General features: G+C 33.2%; 17 protein-coding genes and 1 pseudogene. 2 read left to right on the plus strand and 16 right to left on the minus strand.

Annotated features, from left to right (window positions below; translation table 11 throughout):
- Positions 1–50: 50 nt before the first annotated feature.
- From FNB79_RS02110 to rsgA, 6 genes are all read right to left on the minus strand, one after another.
- Entirely contained in the window at positions 51–1,286 is a 1,236-nt protein-coding gene (locus tag FNB79_RS02110) for a 3-phosphoshikimate 1-carboxyvinyltransferase (RefSeq protein WP_143379727.1), read from the minus strand.
- Between the two features lie 6 nt (positions 1,287–1,292).
- Positions 1,293–1,619, minus strand: a complete 327-nt coding sequence (locus FNB79_RS02115; RefSeq protein WP_143379728.1) for a nucleotide pyrophosphohydrolase — start codon at positions 1,617–1,619, stop codon at positions 1,293–1,295.
- 147 nt (positions 1,620–1,766) lie between these two features.
- Positions 1,767–3,788: a DUF3857 domain-containing protein gene (locus FNB79_RS02120; RefSeq protein WP_143379729.1), complete on the minus strand. Its 2,022-nt coding sequence runs from the start codon at positions 3,786–3,788 to the stop codon at positions 1,767–1,769.
- 17 nt (positions 3,789–3,805) lie between these two features.
- Positions 3,806–5,659 carry a DUF3857 domain-containing protein gene (locus FNB79_RS02125; protein ID WP_246073315.1) on the minus strand — a complete coding sequence of 618 codons (1,854 nt, stop codon included), beginning with the start codon at positions 5,657–5,659 and terminating at the stop codon, positions 3,806–3,808.
- A 111-nt stretch (positions 5,660–5,770) separates the two neighbouring features.
- Entirely contained in the window at positions 5,771–6,223 is a 453-nt protein-coding gene (gene dtd / locus FNB79_RS02130) for a D-aminoacyl-tRNA deacylase (RefSeq protein ID WP_143379730.1), read from the minus strand.
- Positions 6,224–6,225: 2 nt separating this feature from the next.
- Positions 6,226–7,188 (minus strand): ribosome small subunit-dependent GTPase A, encoded by a 963-nt coding sequence (gene rsgA, locus FNB79_RS02135; protein WP_143379731.1) that lies wholly within the window; start codon positions 7,186–7,188, stop codon positions 6,226–6,228.
- A 92-nt stretch (positions 7,189–7,280) separates the two neighbouring features.
- Here rsgA and FNB79_RS02140 point away from each other — a divergent pair.
- Positions 7,281–7,732: pseudogene (locus FNB79_RS02140) on the plus strand (hypothetical protein).
- A 49-nt stretch (positions 7,733–7,781) separates the two neighbouring features.
- On the opposite strand, the gene FNB79_RS02145 reads toward FNB79_RS02140, so the two are convergent.
- From FNB79_RS02145 to FNB79_RS02160, 4 genes are read right to left on the minus strand one after another with little or no spacing between them, the layout of a single operon-like run.
- Complete coding sequence (locus tag FNB79_RS02145) at positions 7,782–8,864, minus strand: bifunctional 3-deoxy-7-phosphoheptulonate synthase/chorismate mutase type II (RefSeq protein WP_143379732.1); 1,083 nt, start codon at positions 8,862–8,864, stop codon at positions 7,782–7,784.
- A 15-nt stretch (positions 8,865–8,879) separates the two neighbouring features.
- The gene (locus tag FNB79_RS02150) at positions 8,880–9,731 is read right to left on the minus strand and encodes a prephenate dehydrogenase (RefSeq protein WP_143379733.1); all 852 of its coding nucleotides are present in this window, start codon (positions 9,729–9,731) and stop codon (positions 8,880–8,882) included.
- A 4-nt stretch (positions 9,732–9,735) separates the two neighbouring features.
- On the minus strand, positions 9,736–10,890 hold the full coding sequence (locus tag FNB79_RS02155) for a pyridoxal phosphate-dependent aminotransferase (protein ID WP_143379734.1): 1,155 nt from the start codon (positions 10,888–10,890) through the stop codon (positions 9,736–9,738).
- The gene (locus FNB79_RS02160) at positions 10,887–11,714 is read right to left on the minus strand and encodes a prephenate dehydratase (RefSeq protein ID WP_143379735.1); all 828 of its coding nucleotides are present in this window, start codon (positions 11,712–11,714) and stop codon (positions 10,887–10,889) included. The genes FNB79_RS02155 and FNB79_RS02160 overlap by 4 nt, the downstream gene beginning before the upstream one ends.
- 287 nt (positions 11,715–12,001) lie before the next feature.
- On the opposite strand from FNB79_RS02160, the gene gldA reads away from it, so the two are divergent.
- Positions 12,002–12,898: a gliding motility-associated ABC transporter ATP-binding subunit GldA gene (gene gldA / locus FNB79_RS02165; protein WP_143379736.1), complete on the plus strand. Its 897-nt coding sequence runs from the start codon at positions 12,002–12,004 to the stop codon at positions 12,896–12,898.
- Here gldA and FNB79_RS02170 read toward each other — a convergent pair whose 3' ends face one another.
- From FNB79_RS02170 to FNB79_RS02195, 6 genes are read right to left on the minus strand one after another with little or no spacing between them, the layout of a single operon-like run.
- Positions 12,899–13,648 carry a head GIN domain-containing protein gene (locus FNB79_RS02170; protein WP_143379737.1) on the minus strand — a complete coding sequence of 250 codons (750 nt, stop codon included), beginning with the start codon at positions 13,646–13,648 and terminating at the stop codon, positions 12,899–12,901.
- A gap of 3 nt (positions 13,649–13,651) precedes the next feature.
- Positions 13,652–14,743 carry an acyloxyacyl hydrolase gene (locus FNB79_RS02175; RefSeq protein ID WP_143379738.1) on the minus strand — a complete coding sequence of 364 codons (1,092 nt, stop codon included), beginning with the start codon at positions 14,741–14,743 and terminating at the stop codon, positions 13,652–13,654.
- 33 nt (positions 14,744–14,776) lie between these two features.
- Complete coding sequence (gene metF, locus FNB79_RS02180; protein ID WP_143379739.1) at positions 14,777–15,733, minus strand: methylenetetrahydrofolate reductase [NAD(P)H]; 957 nt, start codon at positions 15,731–15,733, stop codon at positions 14,777–14,779.
- Entirely contained in the window at positions 15,733–15,975 is a 243-nt protein-coding gene (locus tag FNB79_RS02185) for a hypothetical protein (protein WP_143379740.1), read from the minus strand. The genes metF and FNB79_RS02185 overlap by 1 nt, the downstream gene beginning before the upstream one ends.
- Before the next feature lie 9 nt (positions 15,976–15,984).
- Positions 15,985–18,696 carry a methionine synthase gene (gene metH / locus FNB79_RS02190; RefSeq protein ID WP_143379741.1) on the minus strand — a complete coding sequence of 904 codons (2,712 nt, stop codon included), beginning with the start codon at positions 18,694–18,696 and terminating at the stop codon, positions 15,985–15,987.
- Entirely contained in the window at positions 18,693–19,046 is a 354-nt protein-coding gene (locus tag FNB79_RS02195; RefSeq protein WP_143379742.1) for a four helix bundle protein, read from the minus strand. Before FNB79_RS02195 ends, metH begins: the two co-directional genes overlap by 4 nt.
- Positions 19,047–19,052: the final 6 nt, after the last annotated feature.

The raw sequence follows: 19,052 nt of genomic DNA on the forward strand, positions 1-19,052 counted from the left end.
TGATTTAATTGACATTTACGGGCTGAAAATCGCTTTTTAGAGTATAAAAATTAGTGCTTGTTAATTTTGAATCCGATTTTTTCTAAATCACTCCAAAATTCTGGGTAGGATTTAGACACTACTTCTGCATCGTTTACACGCATTTTTACACGCAATGCTAAAGGAGCAAATGCCATAGCCATTCTATGATCGTTATAGGTGTTAATCGCAACATCTTCATTTATACGATCTGACGGTTCTAAATCTAATGTTTTATCTGTGATGTGTACGTTGCCGCCAAGTTTTTCTAGCTCTATCTTTAAAGCCTCTAAACGGTCTGTTTCTTTAATTTTTAAAGTATGTAAACCAGATAAACTACAAGCTATACCTAAACCAAAACATGTTACAGCTATGGTTTGAGCTATGTCTGGAGCATTTACTAAATCTAATGTAATATTGGTATCTTTTAAAACGTCTTCTACTTTTTTTAACGTTATAGAATGATCACTAAATGTAGTAGTTACTCCAAATTGTTTATAAATTGTAGTTAAAACCGAATCGCCTTGTAAAGAACTCGCTTTATATGCAGATAATGTAATGGTTGTCCCTATTGGACTTAATGCAACTATACTAAAAAAATATGATGCCGAAGACCAATCGCTCTCTACGGTTAAAGTTTGTTTAGCAACTGCTTCGGTTTTAGGTTTAACTGTTATGGTTTGTCTTTTAAATTGAGCATCGATATTTAATTGATGTAATAAATTTAAGGTCATTTTAATATAAGGCACAGAAGTAATTGCGCCATCTAAAGTAAGTTTTAGACCATTTTCTAAAGACGAACCTATTAGCATTAATGCAGAAATATATTGACTACTTACGTTGGCCTTAAGTGTAACTTCGCTTTGAGTAATATTTTTACCTATAATTTTTATTGGTGGGTAGCCATCGTTTTCTACATATGTTATGTCTGCTCCCAAATCTCGTAGCGCGTCTACTAGTATTTTAATTGGGCGCTCTTTCATACGTTTAGACCCAGTTAGAGTTACTATTTTACCTTCACAACTTGAAAAATAGGCTGTAAGAAAACGCATAGTAGTCCCTGCATGATGAATATCTACAAGTGATTCTTTAGAGTTTAATGCCATTTGCATAACATCTGAGTCATCTGAATTTGATACATTTTCTAAAGCAATGTTAGGATACAAAGCCTGCAAAACTAACAATCTATTAGATTCGCTTTTAGAACCTGTAATAGTAACATGTAATGGTTGTTGTATAATTTCTGACTGTTCTAAAATGATATTCATGATGTCCTATTTTAATTTTTTATTATTGTGATGCCTATCGTGATCGCGTTTTGTTTTTAGATCCATTTTCTTATCGAACGCTTCTTGTAAATTTATTCCAGTTTGATTTGCCAAACATAAAACAACAAAAACAACATCGGCTAATTCTTCACCTAAATCTTTATTTTTATCACTTTCTTTTTCACTTTGCTCGCCATAACGTCTAGCTATAATTCTTGCCACTTCCCCTACTTCTTCTGTAAGTTGTGCCAAATTAGTAAGCTCGTTAAAATAACGAACACCATGCTCTTTAATCCAAGAATCTACTGCTAGTTGTGCATCTTCAATATTCATGTGTAATGACTTTATATAAAATCGCCAAGTATTTAAGCTTTATAAAAAAGCACAAAGACTTGACGACTTGTTGACTTTATAATGTAAAACTACTATTTTATTTTTTTTTTAACTTAAAAAAACAAATAGTTATTGCGTTTTTTTGTGTTAGCTTTTTACCAGAACCATTTTTTCTGTTTCCTTTTCTACTATCATTGCAAAATATTGTTTAAACTGGTCGTAATCATTAGGTAATACAAAAGTGTTATTAATTTCAAAAACACTTTTTATAACCACCATATTACCAGAGTGAGAACTTATAAAAGTAAACACACCTTCGTTACCATTAAACTGGACTTTAGTACTTTCTGGTAAAGACTCTACAGTATATCCTTCTGGCAATATTATAGAGACATTGTAGTTATATGTATTTGGATAGGTAAACTCTAAAGGATAATTTCGTTTTTCTTGTTTAAATGTATTTTCGGTAGTCGCATAAAATAGCATAGGCGAAATATAAAGTTTATCCCCAATAGCCTCTACGGCATTATTTAAAGTATAAGAAAAAGAGTATTGAATAGTGGGGTTATTTATTTCTTCTTCATGTCTTACTTGTAAATTAGAAATTTCTATTTCGCCTTTACCTTCTTCTAAATCCCTAAGGCGCTCATCCTCTCCTATATTATTGTATTTAGATCTAAATTTCATAGCAGACGAGTTTTGTTTTTTAACAAAAACACGACCTTCGGCACTTAAGTCTGGATTTATTTTACACTGTAACGTATAGTTTTCTAATCCGGATGCTGGATGCATTAAATCTACCCATGCAGAACTGCCTTGTTCACGTATAATACGTCCTTGCCAATTTATTGCGCGAGAAGGTAACACATTAGGTAAGGCAAAACGATCTGTGGCATCTAAAAGAATAAGATTATCTGTAACCTTTATAGCACATATAATATAATTAAACCCATTACGTGTTGGATATATTGGAATTCCGTTACTTTTTGTACTAATAAGCACAGGATTTGCGTTAAAACCTGCATAACGTAAAATGGCTGTTAACATTAAATTAATATCACCTACATTACCGGTTCCTTCTTTATATGCTTTTTTTACTCCATTTTCTGCATAGTTTCCTAGATATTCATTCCAAGCCACTTTAGACTTTACAAAATTAAAAATTAAAGACATACGCTTTTCACTATTTGTAACATTAGCTAATAGTGCATCTATGTCTTTTTCAAAATAACCTGTTTTAGATAATTGACCTCCAAAACTACTATGATCGTAAATTGTTTTAGTTACGCTTTCCCAGTCTGTAGAATAATTTTTAATAGAATTATCTGGACCTTTATACATTGCATATTCCCATTTTACTGTAGCACGATATACATCCATATTGTCTACAAATGGCTCTTCTACTAGCGCAGGTATATTTTCTAAATCTGCTATATATTCATGTTCTCTAAATTCCCATTTAGAACTATCAAAACTTGTTTGCGAATTAGTAAAACCGGAACCTCCAGAGCGTTGTTTAGAATTAATTTGTTCGACTCTGTTTCTGCTGCTTTCCGAAATTTTTACAACATATTTTGCTTTAGGATTAAAATACTTATTAAAATAAAAATATTCTGGAATACGCGCATTAAACTCTAACTTCTTTACTGGAATATCGTACTGAAAATCAACATCATCCAAAGCAATGTAAGGAGACTCTTTACGGTATTTAAACTCTACAATACAGCCATCTGTAATGTTTGGCATAGTAAATTTAAGTTGCCCCCAGTATTGATTTGTTTCTTCTTTAAACACATTGTCTTTATCTAGTTTGTCTTTTTCGATTTTTCCATCTTTAAGATAATACGTGTATCCTTTTAATTCAGACAATTCTTCAATAGTTGAAGACCCATTATCATAGAAAGGTACAATTTCTGTAGCCCAATCTACCCCTTCTTTATCATAGATTTTTATTCGTTTTTGTACTTCCTTCACTACAATAAAGCCTTCGTTAGGGCTGTATTGAAAATAAACATTTTCATTTAAATACAAGATTGTAGCATGAGCATTTGGATCTTCAGGATTTACCGTTTCTTTTAATTCTTCTTTAGAAATTTTTCCAAATTTATAGTCTTGCGCATAGGTATAAGAGACTATAAGTATACATAGTAGGCTGAATACTTTTTTCATAGGTTAAGGTGATTGGGTTATTGATTTAGTAATACCATTTTAGAGTTATCATATTTTGAAATATTAATCCAAAAGTCTCGATAGGCTTCATAATCTTCCTTTGGATATATGCCTTTATCTATTTGTAAACGGCGTTTGTAGCGTAATGTGCCATTATTTAAATCTTCAATAGACATGGTATAAGTACCAAATTTAGTTTCTAATTTTATGGGAGCTTGCAAAGCCTCTACTTTTAAACCGTCTTCTAAATGAAACACATATTCATCTTCGTCTAAAAACCCTCTATCTATTTCTAATGGCATAGTTCGCTTAGCATAACGTGGTGGTATGTGTGTTAATTTATTAAAGACATTAGGTACGACAAGCAATCGCGTTCCTGTTTTGGACGCATACGTATTTGCAGAGACCTTTACTTGCTCTGTAAAAACAACATCGTTTTTATTGTTTGTAAACTGAAAGGATTCTACAACCAAATCATTTACATTATCCCAAATATCTTTAAATCTTAATTTCTGATCTTTCTCTAATTCGTTTTCTAATCCTTCATCTCCTCGATACTGAGATCCGTACGATTTAATAACCACTTCACTTGTAAATCCTCCGTTTGAATTTAAATTAATATCTGCAGTTGTTTTTAACAGACTTTCTGTAGCATCATATACTCTTGTGTGAACAATTTTTCCTCCATCTGGAGTTATTACAAGTGCATCTCTATCGTCTGTAAAATTGGCCACATGCCCAAACGGAGCTTTCTGGCTTGTACATTCTAACCAAATATAATCGTCACCATCTGGAATTGTTAATACGGCATGATTCCCTTCTGTGGCCGAAAACTCACTATCAAAATTTCTTATATTTTTTCCGCCATAAATTACAGCATAGTAAGAGGGCACACCTACTACATCTAACAATGCTTTGGTATAATTAGAAAGCCCTTTACAATCGCCATAACTTAAACGATCTACATCTTCTGCTAGCATTGGTTTCCAGCCACCAATACCAACTTGCACACTTATATATCTGGTTTTATTTTGAAGGTAATTATAAACAATTTTAGCTTTTTCAATAGTTGTAGTTGCATCCTTAGTAAGCTCTATAATTTCATTTTTAACCGATTCTGGAAGTGCTCTAGTATCTATTAACAAATTATCGTACATCCATTTTCCAAAATCTTCCCAATTTGTATTTATGCCTTTAACACCCATCATATCAAAAGTTTGCATGGCAACTTTTACACGTGGTGCGTAAGTATAAAATTCGGGACTTAAGGCTTCAGGTTTTATTGCCAATAAATTTTCTGCTACATAATGATAATCACCAACTTTAGTAATACCGTATTCTTCTAAATGCTCTTCTTTTACTGTTAAAGAAACATCTGTTTCATTAAAAATCTGATAAGAAGATTTTAAAACACCTGTATAATGCTCTTCTAAAGGTGACCATGTAGGAATGAATGCTGTCATTTTATGTTCAACTTCTGAAATATAATCTATTGTATACGGATAATTTACTGCGGCATATTTTAAATATTTTATCCGATTATCGTTATAAATAGATATGCCATCTACAGCAGCGACATCATTAAAGTCTTTTTCTTTAAAACGTTTAATTTTTTCGCCTTTTGCATTGTAAATTGTAGCTTCTAATGATTTGATTTTAGTGGTCTCATCGTAATATTCGTAAGCCTGACCTTTATAATCTCCAGAATCGTTATAAATGGTAACTGTACGATGAGATTTTACAAGCATTTTATTGTAAGCCTGAATGTAAATTTTTATGTCATTAGTTTTCACTAAAGCATTCGCATTCTTGCCAATAGTAGCCTTTTCGAGTATATTTGAACTAAAATCTGTTTGGGCAGATAGGTTCAAAGTTAGACATATAACAAATACGCCTAAAAAATATTTTAAACACATAGTAGGTTAGGTTTGCGCTTTAAATTTAACATTATTTTATGTTAAAAAAAACAAAACCCGTAACTATTACTCTTTACTTTTTGTGTCAATAATTATGGTTACAGGGCCATCATTTAAGAGCTCTACTTTCATGTCTGCACCAAACTCCCCTGTTTGCACGTTTCGTCCTAAATCGCCTTCTAATTGCCCCACAAACGCTTTGTATAAAGGGATAGCAATGTCCGGTTTAGCTGCTTTAATATAACTGGGTCTATTGCCTTTTTTTGTGGCAGCATAAAGTGTAAATTGACTTACTACTATTGCTTCCCCATTAATGTCTAATAGTGAAGTATTCATAACACCGTGTTCATCTTCAAAAATACGAAGATTGGCTATTTTTCTTGATAACCATTCTACATCTTCCTGACTATCGGAGTCGGTTACACCTAATAAAATTAATAACCCTTGATTAATATTTGCCACTATTTTATTTTCAATAGTAACACTGGCTTTAGAAACACGCTGAATTACTGCTTTCATTATTATATGCCGTCTTGTTCTTTATTCCAAATATCTGTACGATAGTGTTCGTCTTCGCCTTCTAAAATCTGTAAATAACTTCTATAACGAGAAAATGCTATTTCGTCTCGGTCTAAAGCATCTTTTACTGCACATTTAGGTTCCTCTACATGTAAACAGTTATTAAATTTACAGTCTTGTTTTAAAGCAAAAAATTCCGGAAAATAATCTCCCACTTCTTCCTTTTCCATATCGACCACACCAAATCCTTTTATACCTGGAGTGTCTATAATTCTAGCATCGAAAGTTAAATCGAACATTTCTGCAAAAGTTGTAGTATGTTGTCCTTGCATATGCTGACTAGAAATAGCCTTTGTTTTTAAATCTAAAGTAGGCTCTAACGCATTAACCAGAGTAGATTTTCCAACTCCCGAATGCCCTGCAAACATACTTACCTTTCCAAGCATAAGTGCTTTAACTTTATCTATATTTTTTCCAGTTTCTGCAGAAATTCCTATACATTCATAACCAATAGCTCTATATATAGAGGCCAAATAACGTACTTCTAAAATGGTTTCGTCGTCATACACGTCTATCTTATTAAATAATAAAACTGTTTTTACAGAATAAGCTTCTGCAGTGACTAAAAAACGATCTATAAAACTTGTAAGTGTAGGCGGATTGTTTATGGTAACCAATAAAAAAACCTGATCTATATTAGATGCAATGATATGCGTTTGCTTAGATAAATTTACAGATTTACGAACAATATAATTCTTACGGTCGTGAATGTGATGTATGATACCGGTAGTGACATTATCTAATGTTTCTATTTTAAAATCTACCTCGTCTCCAACAGCAATTGGATTGGTACTTTTAATACCTTTTAGTCTAAACTTACCTTTAATACGGCAGTCGTACGTCTCACCATTTGGTGTTTTTACGGTGTACCAGCTTCCTGTTGATTTATATACTATTCCTGTCATAATTATCATCAAAAGTAAAGTAAAAAAAATAAATTTAGCTTAAAGCAAAATATTTATATTATCTTTTTTTCATATTAAAACGCATTAAAATGATTAAAAAATTACTTCTTTTCTCACTTTTTTTTACTGGCTTAAATGAAATAAATGCGCAAGTAGAATACAAAATAATTACCTCTATAGAATCTATAGTCCCTAACGGATTAGGCAGTTCGTTCTAGATTAATTTCTTCTGATGAAGAACGAGACTTTGAAAATTACACTACAGCTCAGACAGAAGACGAAAACAACAGAAACAAATCCAAAAGAAGCGACTTAAGAGTTAAAAACTATAAAGAAACTAAAACTTTTAAATTTTTATAATATAGGTGGAATTCGTTTTCAAAACATCGCATCAAACGATGTTTTAGTAAGTTCTAAAATAAACACTATGACCGAAGCCGGCTGGGAACTCGCTTTTGTAACTAGTGCTGTAGAAAGTGATTCAGGAACGGAAGATGGACAAGGCATATTTATAACGCGCTACATCTTTAAACGTACTAAATAAAATAAGAAAGGCCCATATATTATGGACCTTTCTGATATCTAGAGTAAAATTACTTTTTTAATATTTTCTCTTGGTGATTTATAGATTCTTGGTGAATGGCTTTAAACATTTTCAAGATAAACTCTTCACTTAAACCATGATCCTGACCTTCTAAAACCATTTTTCCTAAAATTTCGTTCCAACGTTTACTTTGTAATACAGATACGTTTTTCTGACGTTTTAAAGTTCCAATACTATCGGCAACAACCATACGTTTACCTAAAAGCTCGATAATTTGATTATCAATAACATCTATCTTAGCTCTTAAATTATTTAATGCATCGTTATAATCTGCTTCAGAATCTGATTCTTTTCTAATTTTAAGATCTTTCATAATTTGCACTAAAGTTTCTGGTGTAACTTGCTGTGCAGCATCACTCCATGCATTTTCTGGATCGTAATGCGTTTCAATCATCAATCCATCAAAATTTAAATCTAAAGCTGTTTGAGATACATCAAAAATCATATCACGCTTACCTGTTATATGTGATGGATCGTTTATGATTGGTAAATCTGGGAATTTAGATTGCAACTCAATAGCCAATTGCCATTCTGGAGTGTTTCTATATTTTGTTTTTTCGTATGTTGAAAACCCTCTGTGTATAACACCTAAATTTTTAATATTAGCCGATGCTAAACGTTCTACAGCTCCTAACCATAAAGCTAAATCTGGGTTTACTGGGTTTTTAACCAATACAATTTTATCTGTACCTTCTAAAGCATCTGCAATTTCTTGAACAATAAACGGACTTACAGTAGAGCGCGCACCAATCCATAATAAATCTACATCGTGCTCTAAAGCTAATTTTACGTGAGCTGCATTTGCGACTTCTGTAGCTATTTTCATTCCTGTTTCAGCCTTAACGCGTTGTAACCATTTTAAACCTAATGCACCTACACCTTCAAACATTCCAGGTCTAGTTCTAGGTTTCCAGATTCCTGCTCTAAAATAACTTACATCTGTATCTTTTAACTCGTGAGCTATTTTTAATACTTGTTCTTCCGTTTCTGCACTACAAGGACCTGCAACAACTAAAGGGTGATTTAATTTTAAATCGTCTAACCAGGTTCTTAATTCTTTCTTGTTTTCCATAATGTTACTAACTGTTTAAGCAATTCCTTTTAAAATATCTTTAATTCGATTTGTATTTTTCATCTCATCAAAAATAGCTTCAAAGTCATCCTGTTCTAATAAAATTTTAAATTGATTTAGGTTGTTTATATATTCATCTAAAGTCTCAATGACGTTAGTTTTGTTTTGTTTAAAAATGGGTGTCCACATATTTGGTGAACTTTTAGCCAAACGTACCGTAGATGCAAATCCACTGCCTGCCATATCAAAAATATCACGCTCGTTACGTTCTTTATCTATTACGGTTTTACCCAACATAAAAGAGCTAATATGTGATAAGTGCGATACATATGCAATATGCTTATCGTGAGACTCCGGATTCATGTAACGAATACGCATGCCTAAGTCTGAAAACACTTGTAAAGCTCGTTCTTGTAACTTAAACGCTGTTTTTTCTACTTCGCATATGATGTTTGTTTTGTTTTTAAACAAATCATTTATAGCGGCTTGTGGCCCAGAGAATTCTGTTCCTGCTATAGGATGACACGATAAATAATTCCTTCTCTTTTCATGATGCTCTACTTTTTGGCAAACATCTAGTTTAGTAGATCCCACATCGATTACCAAAGTATCATCAGATACTAAATCTAGAATCTCTGGAAGTAAATCTACTGACGCATCTACGGGAATTGATAAAATAACAAGATCTGCATTTTCAACAGCATTCAATGTCCCTTTTTGATCTATTAAACCGCTTACTAACGCCTGATTAACATGATCTGGATTTTTATCGACACCTATTATTTTAGTTTCTGGATGAACCCTCTTGAGATCCTTAACCATACTCCCTCCAATTAAACCAATACCTATAACTACAATATTTTTCATACGTTTAGTTTTTAGATTTAATTCGGTTTATTGAGGTTTCTAAATCTGTTTCTGAAGCACAAAGTGAAAACCTAATATAGCCTTTGCCTTGAGTTCCAAAAATAATTCCAGGTGTAATAAAAATAGACTTTTCATATAAAATTTTATCTATAAACACCTCTGCATCTGTCCCTTCAGGTAATTTAGACCAAACAAACAATCCAGATGTAGTTGTATCGTAAGTACACCCTAATAAATCGGCTAGTTTCCAAACCAATTCACGACGTTTTTGATAGGCGCTATTTAAATTTTTAAACCATGTATCGGTACTGTTTAATGCTTCAATAGCTCCTTTTTGTATGCCATAAAACATTCCAGAATCCATGTTACTTTTCACCTTTAAAATCGCACTTATATGTGTAGCATTTCCGAGCACCATACCAACACGCCATCCGGCCATATTAAATGTTTTGCTTAAGGAATTTAATTCTACACAAACATCTTTTGCACCCGCAACACTTAAGATACTTTTTGGATTGTTGTTTAAAACAAAACTATACGGATTGTCGTTAACAATTAATATATCATTCCGTTTTGCAAAAGCCACTAAGTCTTCATACAAGGCATCGGTTGCATTTGTTCCCGTTGGCATATGCGGATAGTTTACCCACATTAATTTCACTTTACTTAAATCGGTTTGTGCTAAAGCTTTTAAATCGGGTAACCATCCATGTGCTTCATCCAAATCATAAGTTACAGCTTTAGCTTCAACTAATTTAGTTACTGAGGCGTAGGTTGGGTATCCTGGATTAGGTATTAAGACTTCGTCTCCTGGATTTAAAAACGCCATGGAGATATGAAGAATACCTTCTTTACTTCCCATTAATGGTAAAATTTCTGAAGTAGGATCTACGGTGACATCAAACTGTGCTTTATAAAAATTAGCCATTGCTTCACGTAATTCTGGCAATCCTTGATAACTCTGATACTGGTGCACATTTGGATGTTTAAGACTTTCGGTAATAGCATTTACTACCGTTTGTGGTGGCATTAAATCTGGACTTCCAATCCCTAAATTAATTATAGATTTACCACTCGCTTTTAGAGCGTTTACTTCTCTTAATTTTTTAGAAAAGTAATATTCTTCTACGGTTTGTAACCTGTTTGCAACAGTAATCATAATTTTGCGTTTTTATATTCGCCAAGTATTTTAAATTCTTTGACCATTATATTTAAAATGGATTTTGCTTTCTCGAAATGACTATATTTTGAAAATGTTACATCTACAAAAAAAGCATATTTCCAAGGCGTTTCTATCTTTGGTAACGACTGTATTTTAGTTAAACTCATTCTGCAATCACTCAACACATTTAAAACACTAGCCAAACTACCGCGTTTATGTTCTACTACAAACCTTAAAGAGGCTTTATTAATTTCGCTTTCTTCTAGAACAGAATTTTTTGTTTTCACAATAACAAAGCGCGTTTCATTTTCCTTTATTGTTTGTATACTTTCTGCTAAAATTTCTAAATTAAAAATTTCGGCAGCAACTTTACTTGCTACAGCAGCAACACCTTTTAAATTATTTTTGCTAATACGGTCTGCGGTTTCTGCTGTATCCTTATCTTCAATAAGTTTTATATGTGGATATGCTTTAAAAAAAGCTTTACATTGTAGTAAAGCCATGGGGTGAGAATACACCTCTTCAATATCTGCAATAGTCTGTCCTGGTAAAGCCATTAAATTATGCTGAATATCTAAATAATACTCTCCTATAATATGAAGATTAAACTTATCAATTAACGCATAATTAGGTAAAATAGAACCCGCTATAGAATTCTCTAATGCCATAATGGCTACATCACTTTTTTTAGTAATGAGATTATCAACTAACTTATCAAAAGACATACACTCATCAATTTCAATATTGTCATCAAAATATGTCTTTGCAACAATGTGATGGAATGACCCTTTTATACCTTGGATTGAAACTATTTTTTTCATATAAAAAAAAAGTCTCGATTTACATCGAGACTTTATATTAAATTTATCTTATAAATTACACATACAATGCCTCGTCTCTTCTGTTAAAAAAGAAATAGAAAAAGTTAAAATATGTGAAATTTGTATTCTGCATGTCTTGTTTTTCGTTAGTGCTAAAGTAATTAATAATTTGATATTACAAAACTAAAACTATATTTTTTTTATTTTCGAATTTTCGTTTTAAAGATATTAACGTATTTCGCAAAATAAATTATAGTAATGTTTACTTTTGAATAAATTATTTCACGATGTCAATAAAAGTAGAGCAGCTCAGTAAAGTCTATGGTACACAAAAAGCACTAGATGGTGTTTCATTTTCAGTAGGAAAACCAGAAATTGTTGGATTTTTAGGTCCAAATGGCGCTGGAAAATCTACAATGATGAAAATCTTAACCACTTTTATTGATGCCTCTTCTGGCAAAGCTGAAGTAAATGGTTTTAATGTTTTAGAACAATCTAATCAAGTACAACAAAGTGTAGGGTATCTTCCCGAACACAATCCGTTGTACTTAGATATGTATATTAAAGAATACTTATCGTTTAATGCAAACATTTACGACGTCTCCAAACAACGTATTTCTGAAGTTATTGAACTCACGGGATTAACTCCAGAATCTCATAAAAAAATTGGTCAGCTTTCAAAAGGCTATCGTCAACGTGTTGGTTTAGCAAATGCGTTGCTGCACGATCCAGAGGTTTTAATCTTAGATGAACCTACAACAGGACTTGATCCAAACCAATTGGTATCTATTCGCGAGCTGATTAAAACTATTGGTAAAACAAAGACGGTGTTTCTATCTACGCATATTATGCAAGAGGTTGAAGCCATGTGCGACCGTGTAATAATTATAAATAAAGGTCAAATTGTTGCCGATAAAAAATTAAAAGATTTACATGCCGGCAAGGCTCAAGTTGTGGTTGTAGAATTTGATTTTCGGGTTGAAGATGCCTTTTTATTACGTTTACCTCATGTTAGCGAGGTAAAAAATATTTATGATTTTGTATACGAAATCACATTTGCAACTTCTGAAGATATGCGCCCAAAAGTGTTTGATTTTGCTCATGATAATGAATTAAAAATCCTTCAACTGAATCAGAAAAATGAAAGTTTAGAAGAATTATTCAGAACCTTAACGCAAGATTAATTAATCTTGGAAATAGAGTTGTCCTTTGTACAACGCTTCAACCTCAACCGTTTCAGGTCTGTGTTTAGCAATTAAATCGCCTGTGCTTACAAGCTCACCGGTTAAAGATTTTTGCGGATTAACTATAATATCGTTAGTGCCTCGGTGGTACACATTAACGGTATCAGATATTAAGTTGGCTCCTTCAAAGCGTCCACCCCCAGCATAGAACCCTACATTTAAATTAGTTGCGACGCCAGACATATAAAACACAGATATATTATTTGAAACCACATTTAAGTCTGTAACGTCTACTGCCAATCTAAAATCGCCTACATTAAAACTTTCTGAATCATTAAAATCTTCTGAAACTAATTCTAAATTCTCTAAAGCCAGAACACCTTCCGACTTTACTTCAAATTGTGTAGAGCTTCTAATTTGAGTCACGCTTGGTGTAGTAATTGTAATTTTAGTGGGATTGTAATCTCTAACCAAATTACAAGTATTATGGTCGGTAAGTTCTAAAACACCATTTACAACCTCAACACTTACGTCGTTCATGAGATTTTCTCCTGTTTCTATATAGGCTTTCAAATCGTCTGCCTGAATGATAGTTAACTCTATATTTCTATTGACAAGTATATCGTCAAACGCATCAATATCTATGGTTTTAGATATAGTTTCTCCTGATGTTTGAAAACAATCGTTAGCGTTTTCACTATCGCAAGCGTAAAGAGAACAGACAACAAGTATGGTTATTAATTTTTTCATCTTTTACAATCGTATTCCTACTCCAAATTCAACACATTCGGCTTTTGCTCCATGAGACTTTAATGTTACAGCTCCAAACCATCGTTCTCCAAAATAACGTTTCAATCCGATACGTAAATAGGTTCTCCCTTCAAAATCGTATGGATAATACACATAATACCCGACTTGAGTTTCTACAGACAATTTATTTATAAACAACTCATGCCCTGCAAATAGGCCCACACGTTTATAATCTGTATCGGGATCTATGTGCTCTTCGGGAAATGCAACTGCATTATATTCAATTAAATCTTTTAGAAAATTTGAAAAAAACACGTCGGTACCAAATTGTACAGCACTTTTTCTTGATAGGCGTTTATCTGCATAAGCAGAAAGCACATAGAATACCGATTGCCCCATGCCAATAATATCACTTTCGTTAACACCACCACGAAGCGCAATATTATACTTTATGGGTTCGGTATATTTTTCTTCTATATCTGCATGGCTATACTCTGGATCTTCTTCATCTATATTATAAGTAACTCCTACATTTAATGCCACTGTGTTAATACTTGAATTGGGTGCCACAACATTAGCATTAGAATAGTGCAATAATGATAATCCGGCCTGAATGCCAAAACGATTAAAAACACGCTCACGTTTGTAGTTTATCATCACATAAGTTGCACTTAAAATACTAGACCCAAATGCAATGTTTTTATAATTATCGTATTTATCATATGGGTTGGTGTTGTAAGCCAAACCTTGACCAATACGCAACATTAAATGTCGCTTTAGGAAATAAAAATTATAATGTGCATATAAAGCGTAATTGTTACCAAGCGTTTCATTTTTTAAATCCTGATACGAAAAAGATACTCCATAATCTGGATAATTATAACGCTCCTGCCAATCTTTATCTCCAAATGTTTTTTTATTCCAACTTATAATAGCTCCTTCTGGATGGCCTTGTATTAGATGTAAAATATAGTTATTGTGCAGTGCAATATTGCCACTAAAGTAATTCACATCAATATAAGACGTTTCTTTTTTTTCTTGTGAAAACAAGCTAGTAGCAATCACAATTAAAAATACACTAAAATAAAGTTTCATAGATGGGTTTAAGCCGCAAAAGTAACGGAATTCTTAAAATATAGCTGAAGCAATGGCTTTAATATTATCACTTTTACCCATAGAATAATAGTGTAAAAATGGAACACCTGCTGCTTTTAGTTCTTTAGATTGCTGAATGGCAAACTCAATACCAACTTCTCTCACAGCCTTATTATCTTTACAACCCTCAACAGCATCAATTAAATCTTCAGGCAAATCTATTTTAAACACTTGTGGCAAAATTTGTAAATGACGTTTTACAGCCAAAGGTTTAATCCCAGGAATAATAGGTACTGTAATACCAATAGCACGAGCTTTATCTACAAAATCGAAATATTTTTTATTGTCGAAAAACATTTGCGTCACCACATAATCTGCTCCAGCATCTACCTTAGCCTTTAAACGTTTTAAATCTGTGTTTAAAGAAGGAGATTCCATATGCTTTTCTGGATAGCCAGCAACCCCAATACAAAAATCGTAGTTATGCTCAACTTTAATATCGTCGTGCAGGTATTTTCCTTTATTTAAATTTGAAATTTGAGTTACCAATTCGCTAGCGTAATGATTACCGCCTTCGGTAGGTTTAAAATATGGTTCATCCTTACGGGCATCGCCACGAAGCGCCACCACATTATCGAGGCCTAAATAATGGCAATCGACTAAAACATATTCGGTTTCTTCTTTAGTAAAACCACCACACAGCAAATGCGGAATAGCATCTACTTGATATTTATGCATAATTGAAGCACAAATACCAACAGTTCCAGGACGCATTCTAGTAATGCGCTTATCTAAAAGTCCGTTACCTTTATCGACGTATACATACTCTTCTCTTGAGGTTGTAACGTCTATAAATGGCGGATTAAACTCCATTAACGGATCTATATTATTATATAAATCTTGAATATTTTTACCTTTTTGAGGCGGAATAACTTCAAAAGAGAATAATGTTTTTCCGTTGGCTTGTTTTATGTGATCTGTAACTTTCATTATGTAGTTAATGCCTTTTTAATCGTATTATAATCGCCTTTATATTCCCAATAAATTAAACGATCATTTGTATAATCTGTTAAAATAAAATTTTCGCTTACCGATTTTATTCTTGAAAGCGCGACAAGTTTTTTAGTAAATTCCTGAACCTCTACACGCTCGCTTATTTCTTTGTTATGAGTGTCGAATCCGTGAATAATAACATGGCTTCCCAAATGTAATTCAATAAACTTTTGACTCATAATCTTTTTTTAATCGGCTAGGGTTGGACTCAACCATTTTTCTGCTTCTTCATTACTAATACCGCGACGTTTAGCGTAATCTACCAACTGGTCTTGTGTAATTTTACCTAGACCAAAATATTTGGCTTCTTTGTTCGCAAAATAATAACCACTCACACTTGCCGCTGGCCACATGGCTAAACTATCGGTAATTTCTACACCTATTTCTTCTTTAACTTTTAAAAGTTTCCAAATGGTTTTCTTCTCTAAGTGATCTGGACAAGCTGGATAACCTGGTGCTGGACGAATACCGTTATAGCTTTCTTTAATTAATTCTTCATTAGGAAGTTGCTCGTTTGTAGCGTATCCCCAATGATTTGTTCTAATTTCTTTATGCAAGTATTCGGCAAAAGCTTCAGCTAAACGATCGGCTATTGCTTTAATCATGATTGAATTGTAATCGTCATGATTTGCTTCAAACTGCTTGGCCAATTCGGCTGTACCAAAACCTGTACTCACACAAAAACATCCCATATAATCTTGAACTCCGGAATCTTTAGGAGCAACAAAATCTGACAGTGCAAAATTAGGCACACCTTCGCGTTTATCTAACTGCTGGCGTAAGGTTAAAAACGTGACTTTTACTTTACCATCTTCATCATAAATTTCAATATCGTCATCGTTTATAGTATTGGCAGGAAACAATCCAAAAATTGCTTTAGCGCCTAATAATTTTTCATCGAGAACACGTTTTAATAAAATTTTTGCGTCTGCAAATAATTCTTTTGCTTGTGGCCCAACCACGTCATCTTCTAGAATATCTGGATATCTACCGTGTAAATCCCAACTTCTAAAAAACGGACTCCAATCTATAAAATCTTCTAGTTTTTTAAGGTCGAAATCTTGAATAACTTGAATTCCTAATTCTTTTGGTTTTGTAATTTCGGATGTACTCCAATCAATCTTAAACTTACGTTTACGCGCATCTTCTATAGTTACAAAATTCTTTTTCTTCCCGCGTTTTAAGAATTGTTCACGGAACTTTTCGTATTCTTCGCGAATTTGTTCTTTATAAACTTTACTATCTTCTTGAAGTAAATTCCCTACCACGGTTACAGCTCTAGAAGCATCGTTTACATGTACAACAGCATGCGTATAGTTTGGTGCAATTTTAACCGCTGAATGCGCTCGAGAAGTTGTAGCTCCTCCGATAAGTAACGGAATGGTAAATTTTTGTTTTTCCATTTCCTTAGACAAATATACCATCTCGTCTAACGACGGTGTAATTAATCCGCTTAAGCCAATGGCATCTACATTTTCTGCTTTAGCCGTTTCTATAATTTTTTCTGGCGGCACCATAACACCTAAATCTACAATTTCATAATTGTTACATCCAAGTACAACGCTTACTATATTTTTTCCAATATCGTGCACATCGCCTTTTACAGTGGCCATTAATATTTTTCCAGCAAATTCTTGCTTTCCATCTTTTTCGGCTTCAATAAAAGGTTGTAAGTAAGCGACAGCTTTTTTCATTACCCGTGCCGACTTTACAACCTGCGGTAAGAACATTTTTCCGCTTCCAAATAAATCTCCTACCACATTCATCCCTATCATTAAGTGGCCTTCTATAACCTCAATAGGTTTTTTAGAAGCTAAACGAGCTTCTTCTACATCTTCAATAATAAAAGCATCAATTCCCTTTACCAAAGCGTGTGTAATTCTATCTTGTAATGCATGACTACGCCATTCTAAAACTTTGGCCTCATCTACTTTTTTATCGCCTTTTACTGTTTCTGCAAAATCTAATAACCGTTCTGTAGCATCATCTCTTCTATCAAATAATACATCTTCAACATGTTCTAAAAGGTCTTTAGGAATTTCGTCGTAAACCTCCAACATGGTTGGGTTTACAATCCCGATATTCATACCATGTTTAATGGCATGATATAAAAATGCCGAGTTTATAGCTTCACGAACTACTGTATTTCCTCTAAACGAAAACGACACATTACTTACGCCTCCAGACACATTTGCATAGGGTAAATTTTCTCGAATCCACTTTGTTGCGTTAAAGAAATCTAAGGCGTTTAAGCGGTGCTCTTCCATACCTGTGGCTACAGGAAATATATTAGGGTCGAAAATAATATCTTGTGGTGGAAAACCAACTTTATCGACCAAGATATCGTAAGACCGCTTACAAATATCGATACGACGCTGGTAGGTATCGGCCTGACCATCTTCATCGAACGCCATAACTACCATTGCAGCACCATAACGTTTTACCAATTTAGCATGATGAATAAAAGCGGCTTCACCTTCTTTTAAACTGATAGAATTTACTACCGACTTCCCTTGAACAACTTGCAAACCTGCTTCAATAATATCCCATTTAGAACTATCTATCATAATAGGAACACGAGCAATGTCTGGTTCTGAAGCAATTAAATTCAGGAATTTCACCATGGCTTCTGCACCATCTAACATGCCTTCGTCCATATTAACATCGATAATTTGAGCACCGCCTTCTACTTGGTCTCTGGCTACATCCAAGGCTTCGTCGTACTTTTCTTCCTTAATTAATCTTAAGAATTTTCTAGACCCCGTAACATTGGTACGTTCTCCTACATTTATAAAATTACTTTCTGGAGTAACCACTAAAGGTTCCAACCCAGAAAGACTTAAATATTTGGGTTTGTTATTCGTTGTATGTTGTTCGTTATTGGCTTCGTTATCCATCATAACTTTTTATAATAATTAATAAAACCGTTAAGCAGTTTTTTATTAATAATCAATTTATCAATATTGTGTTTTAAATCGTCTTCTGAAATATATCCTAAATCAAAAGATAAATATAATTGGGTTTCAACCTCATTAATAGACCCTTTTGCAATGTATAAAAAATGAATCGTTTCTTTTTGCGATTGTCTTCCTACACCTTCTGCTATATTTGAAGGGACCGAAATTACACATCTCCTTAGCTGATTTGTCAAACCGTAAAGTTCTTCTGGCGGAAATGATTTCGTTAATTCATAAACCATTTTCACTATAACTCTAGCTTGTTTCCATACATCTAATTCTGTATAATTCATTTTGTT

This window comes from Formosa sediminum (genome assembly GCF_007197735.1).
Classification (GTDB): Bacteria; Bacteroidota; Bacteroidia; order Flavobacteriales; family Flavobacteriaceae; genus Formosa; species Formosa sediminum.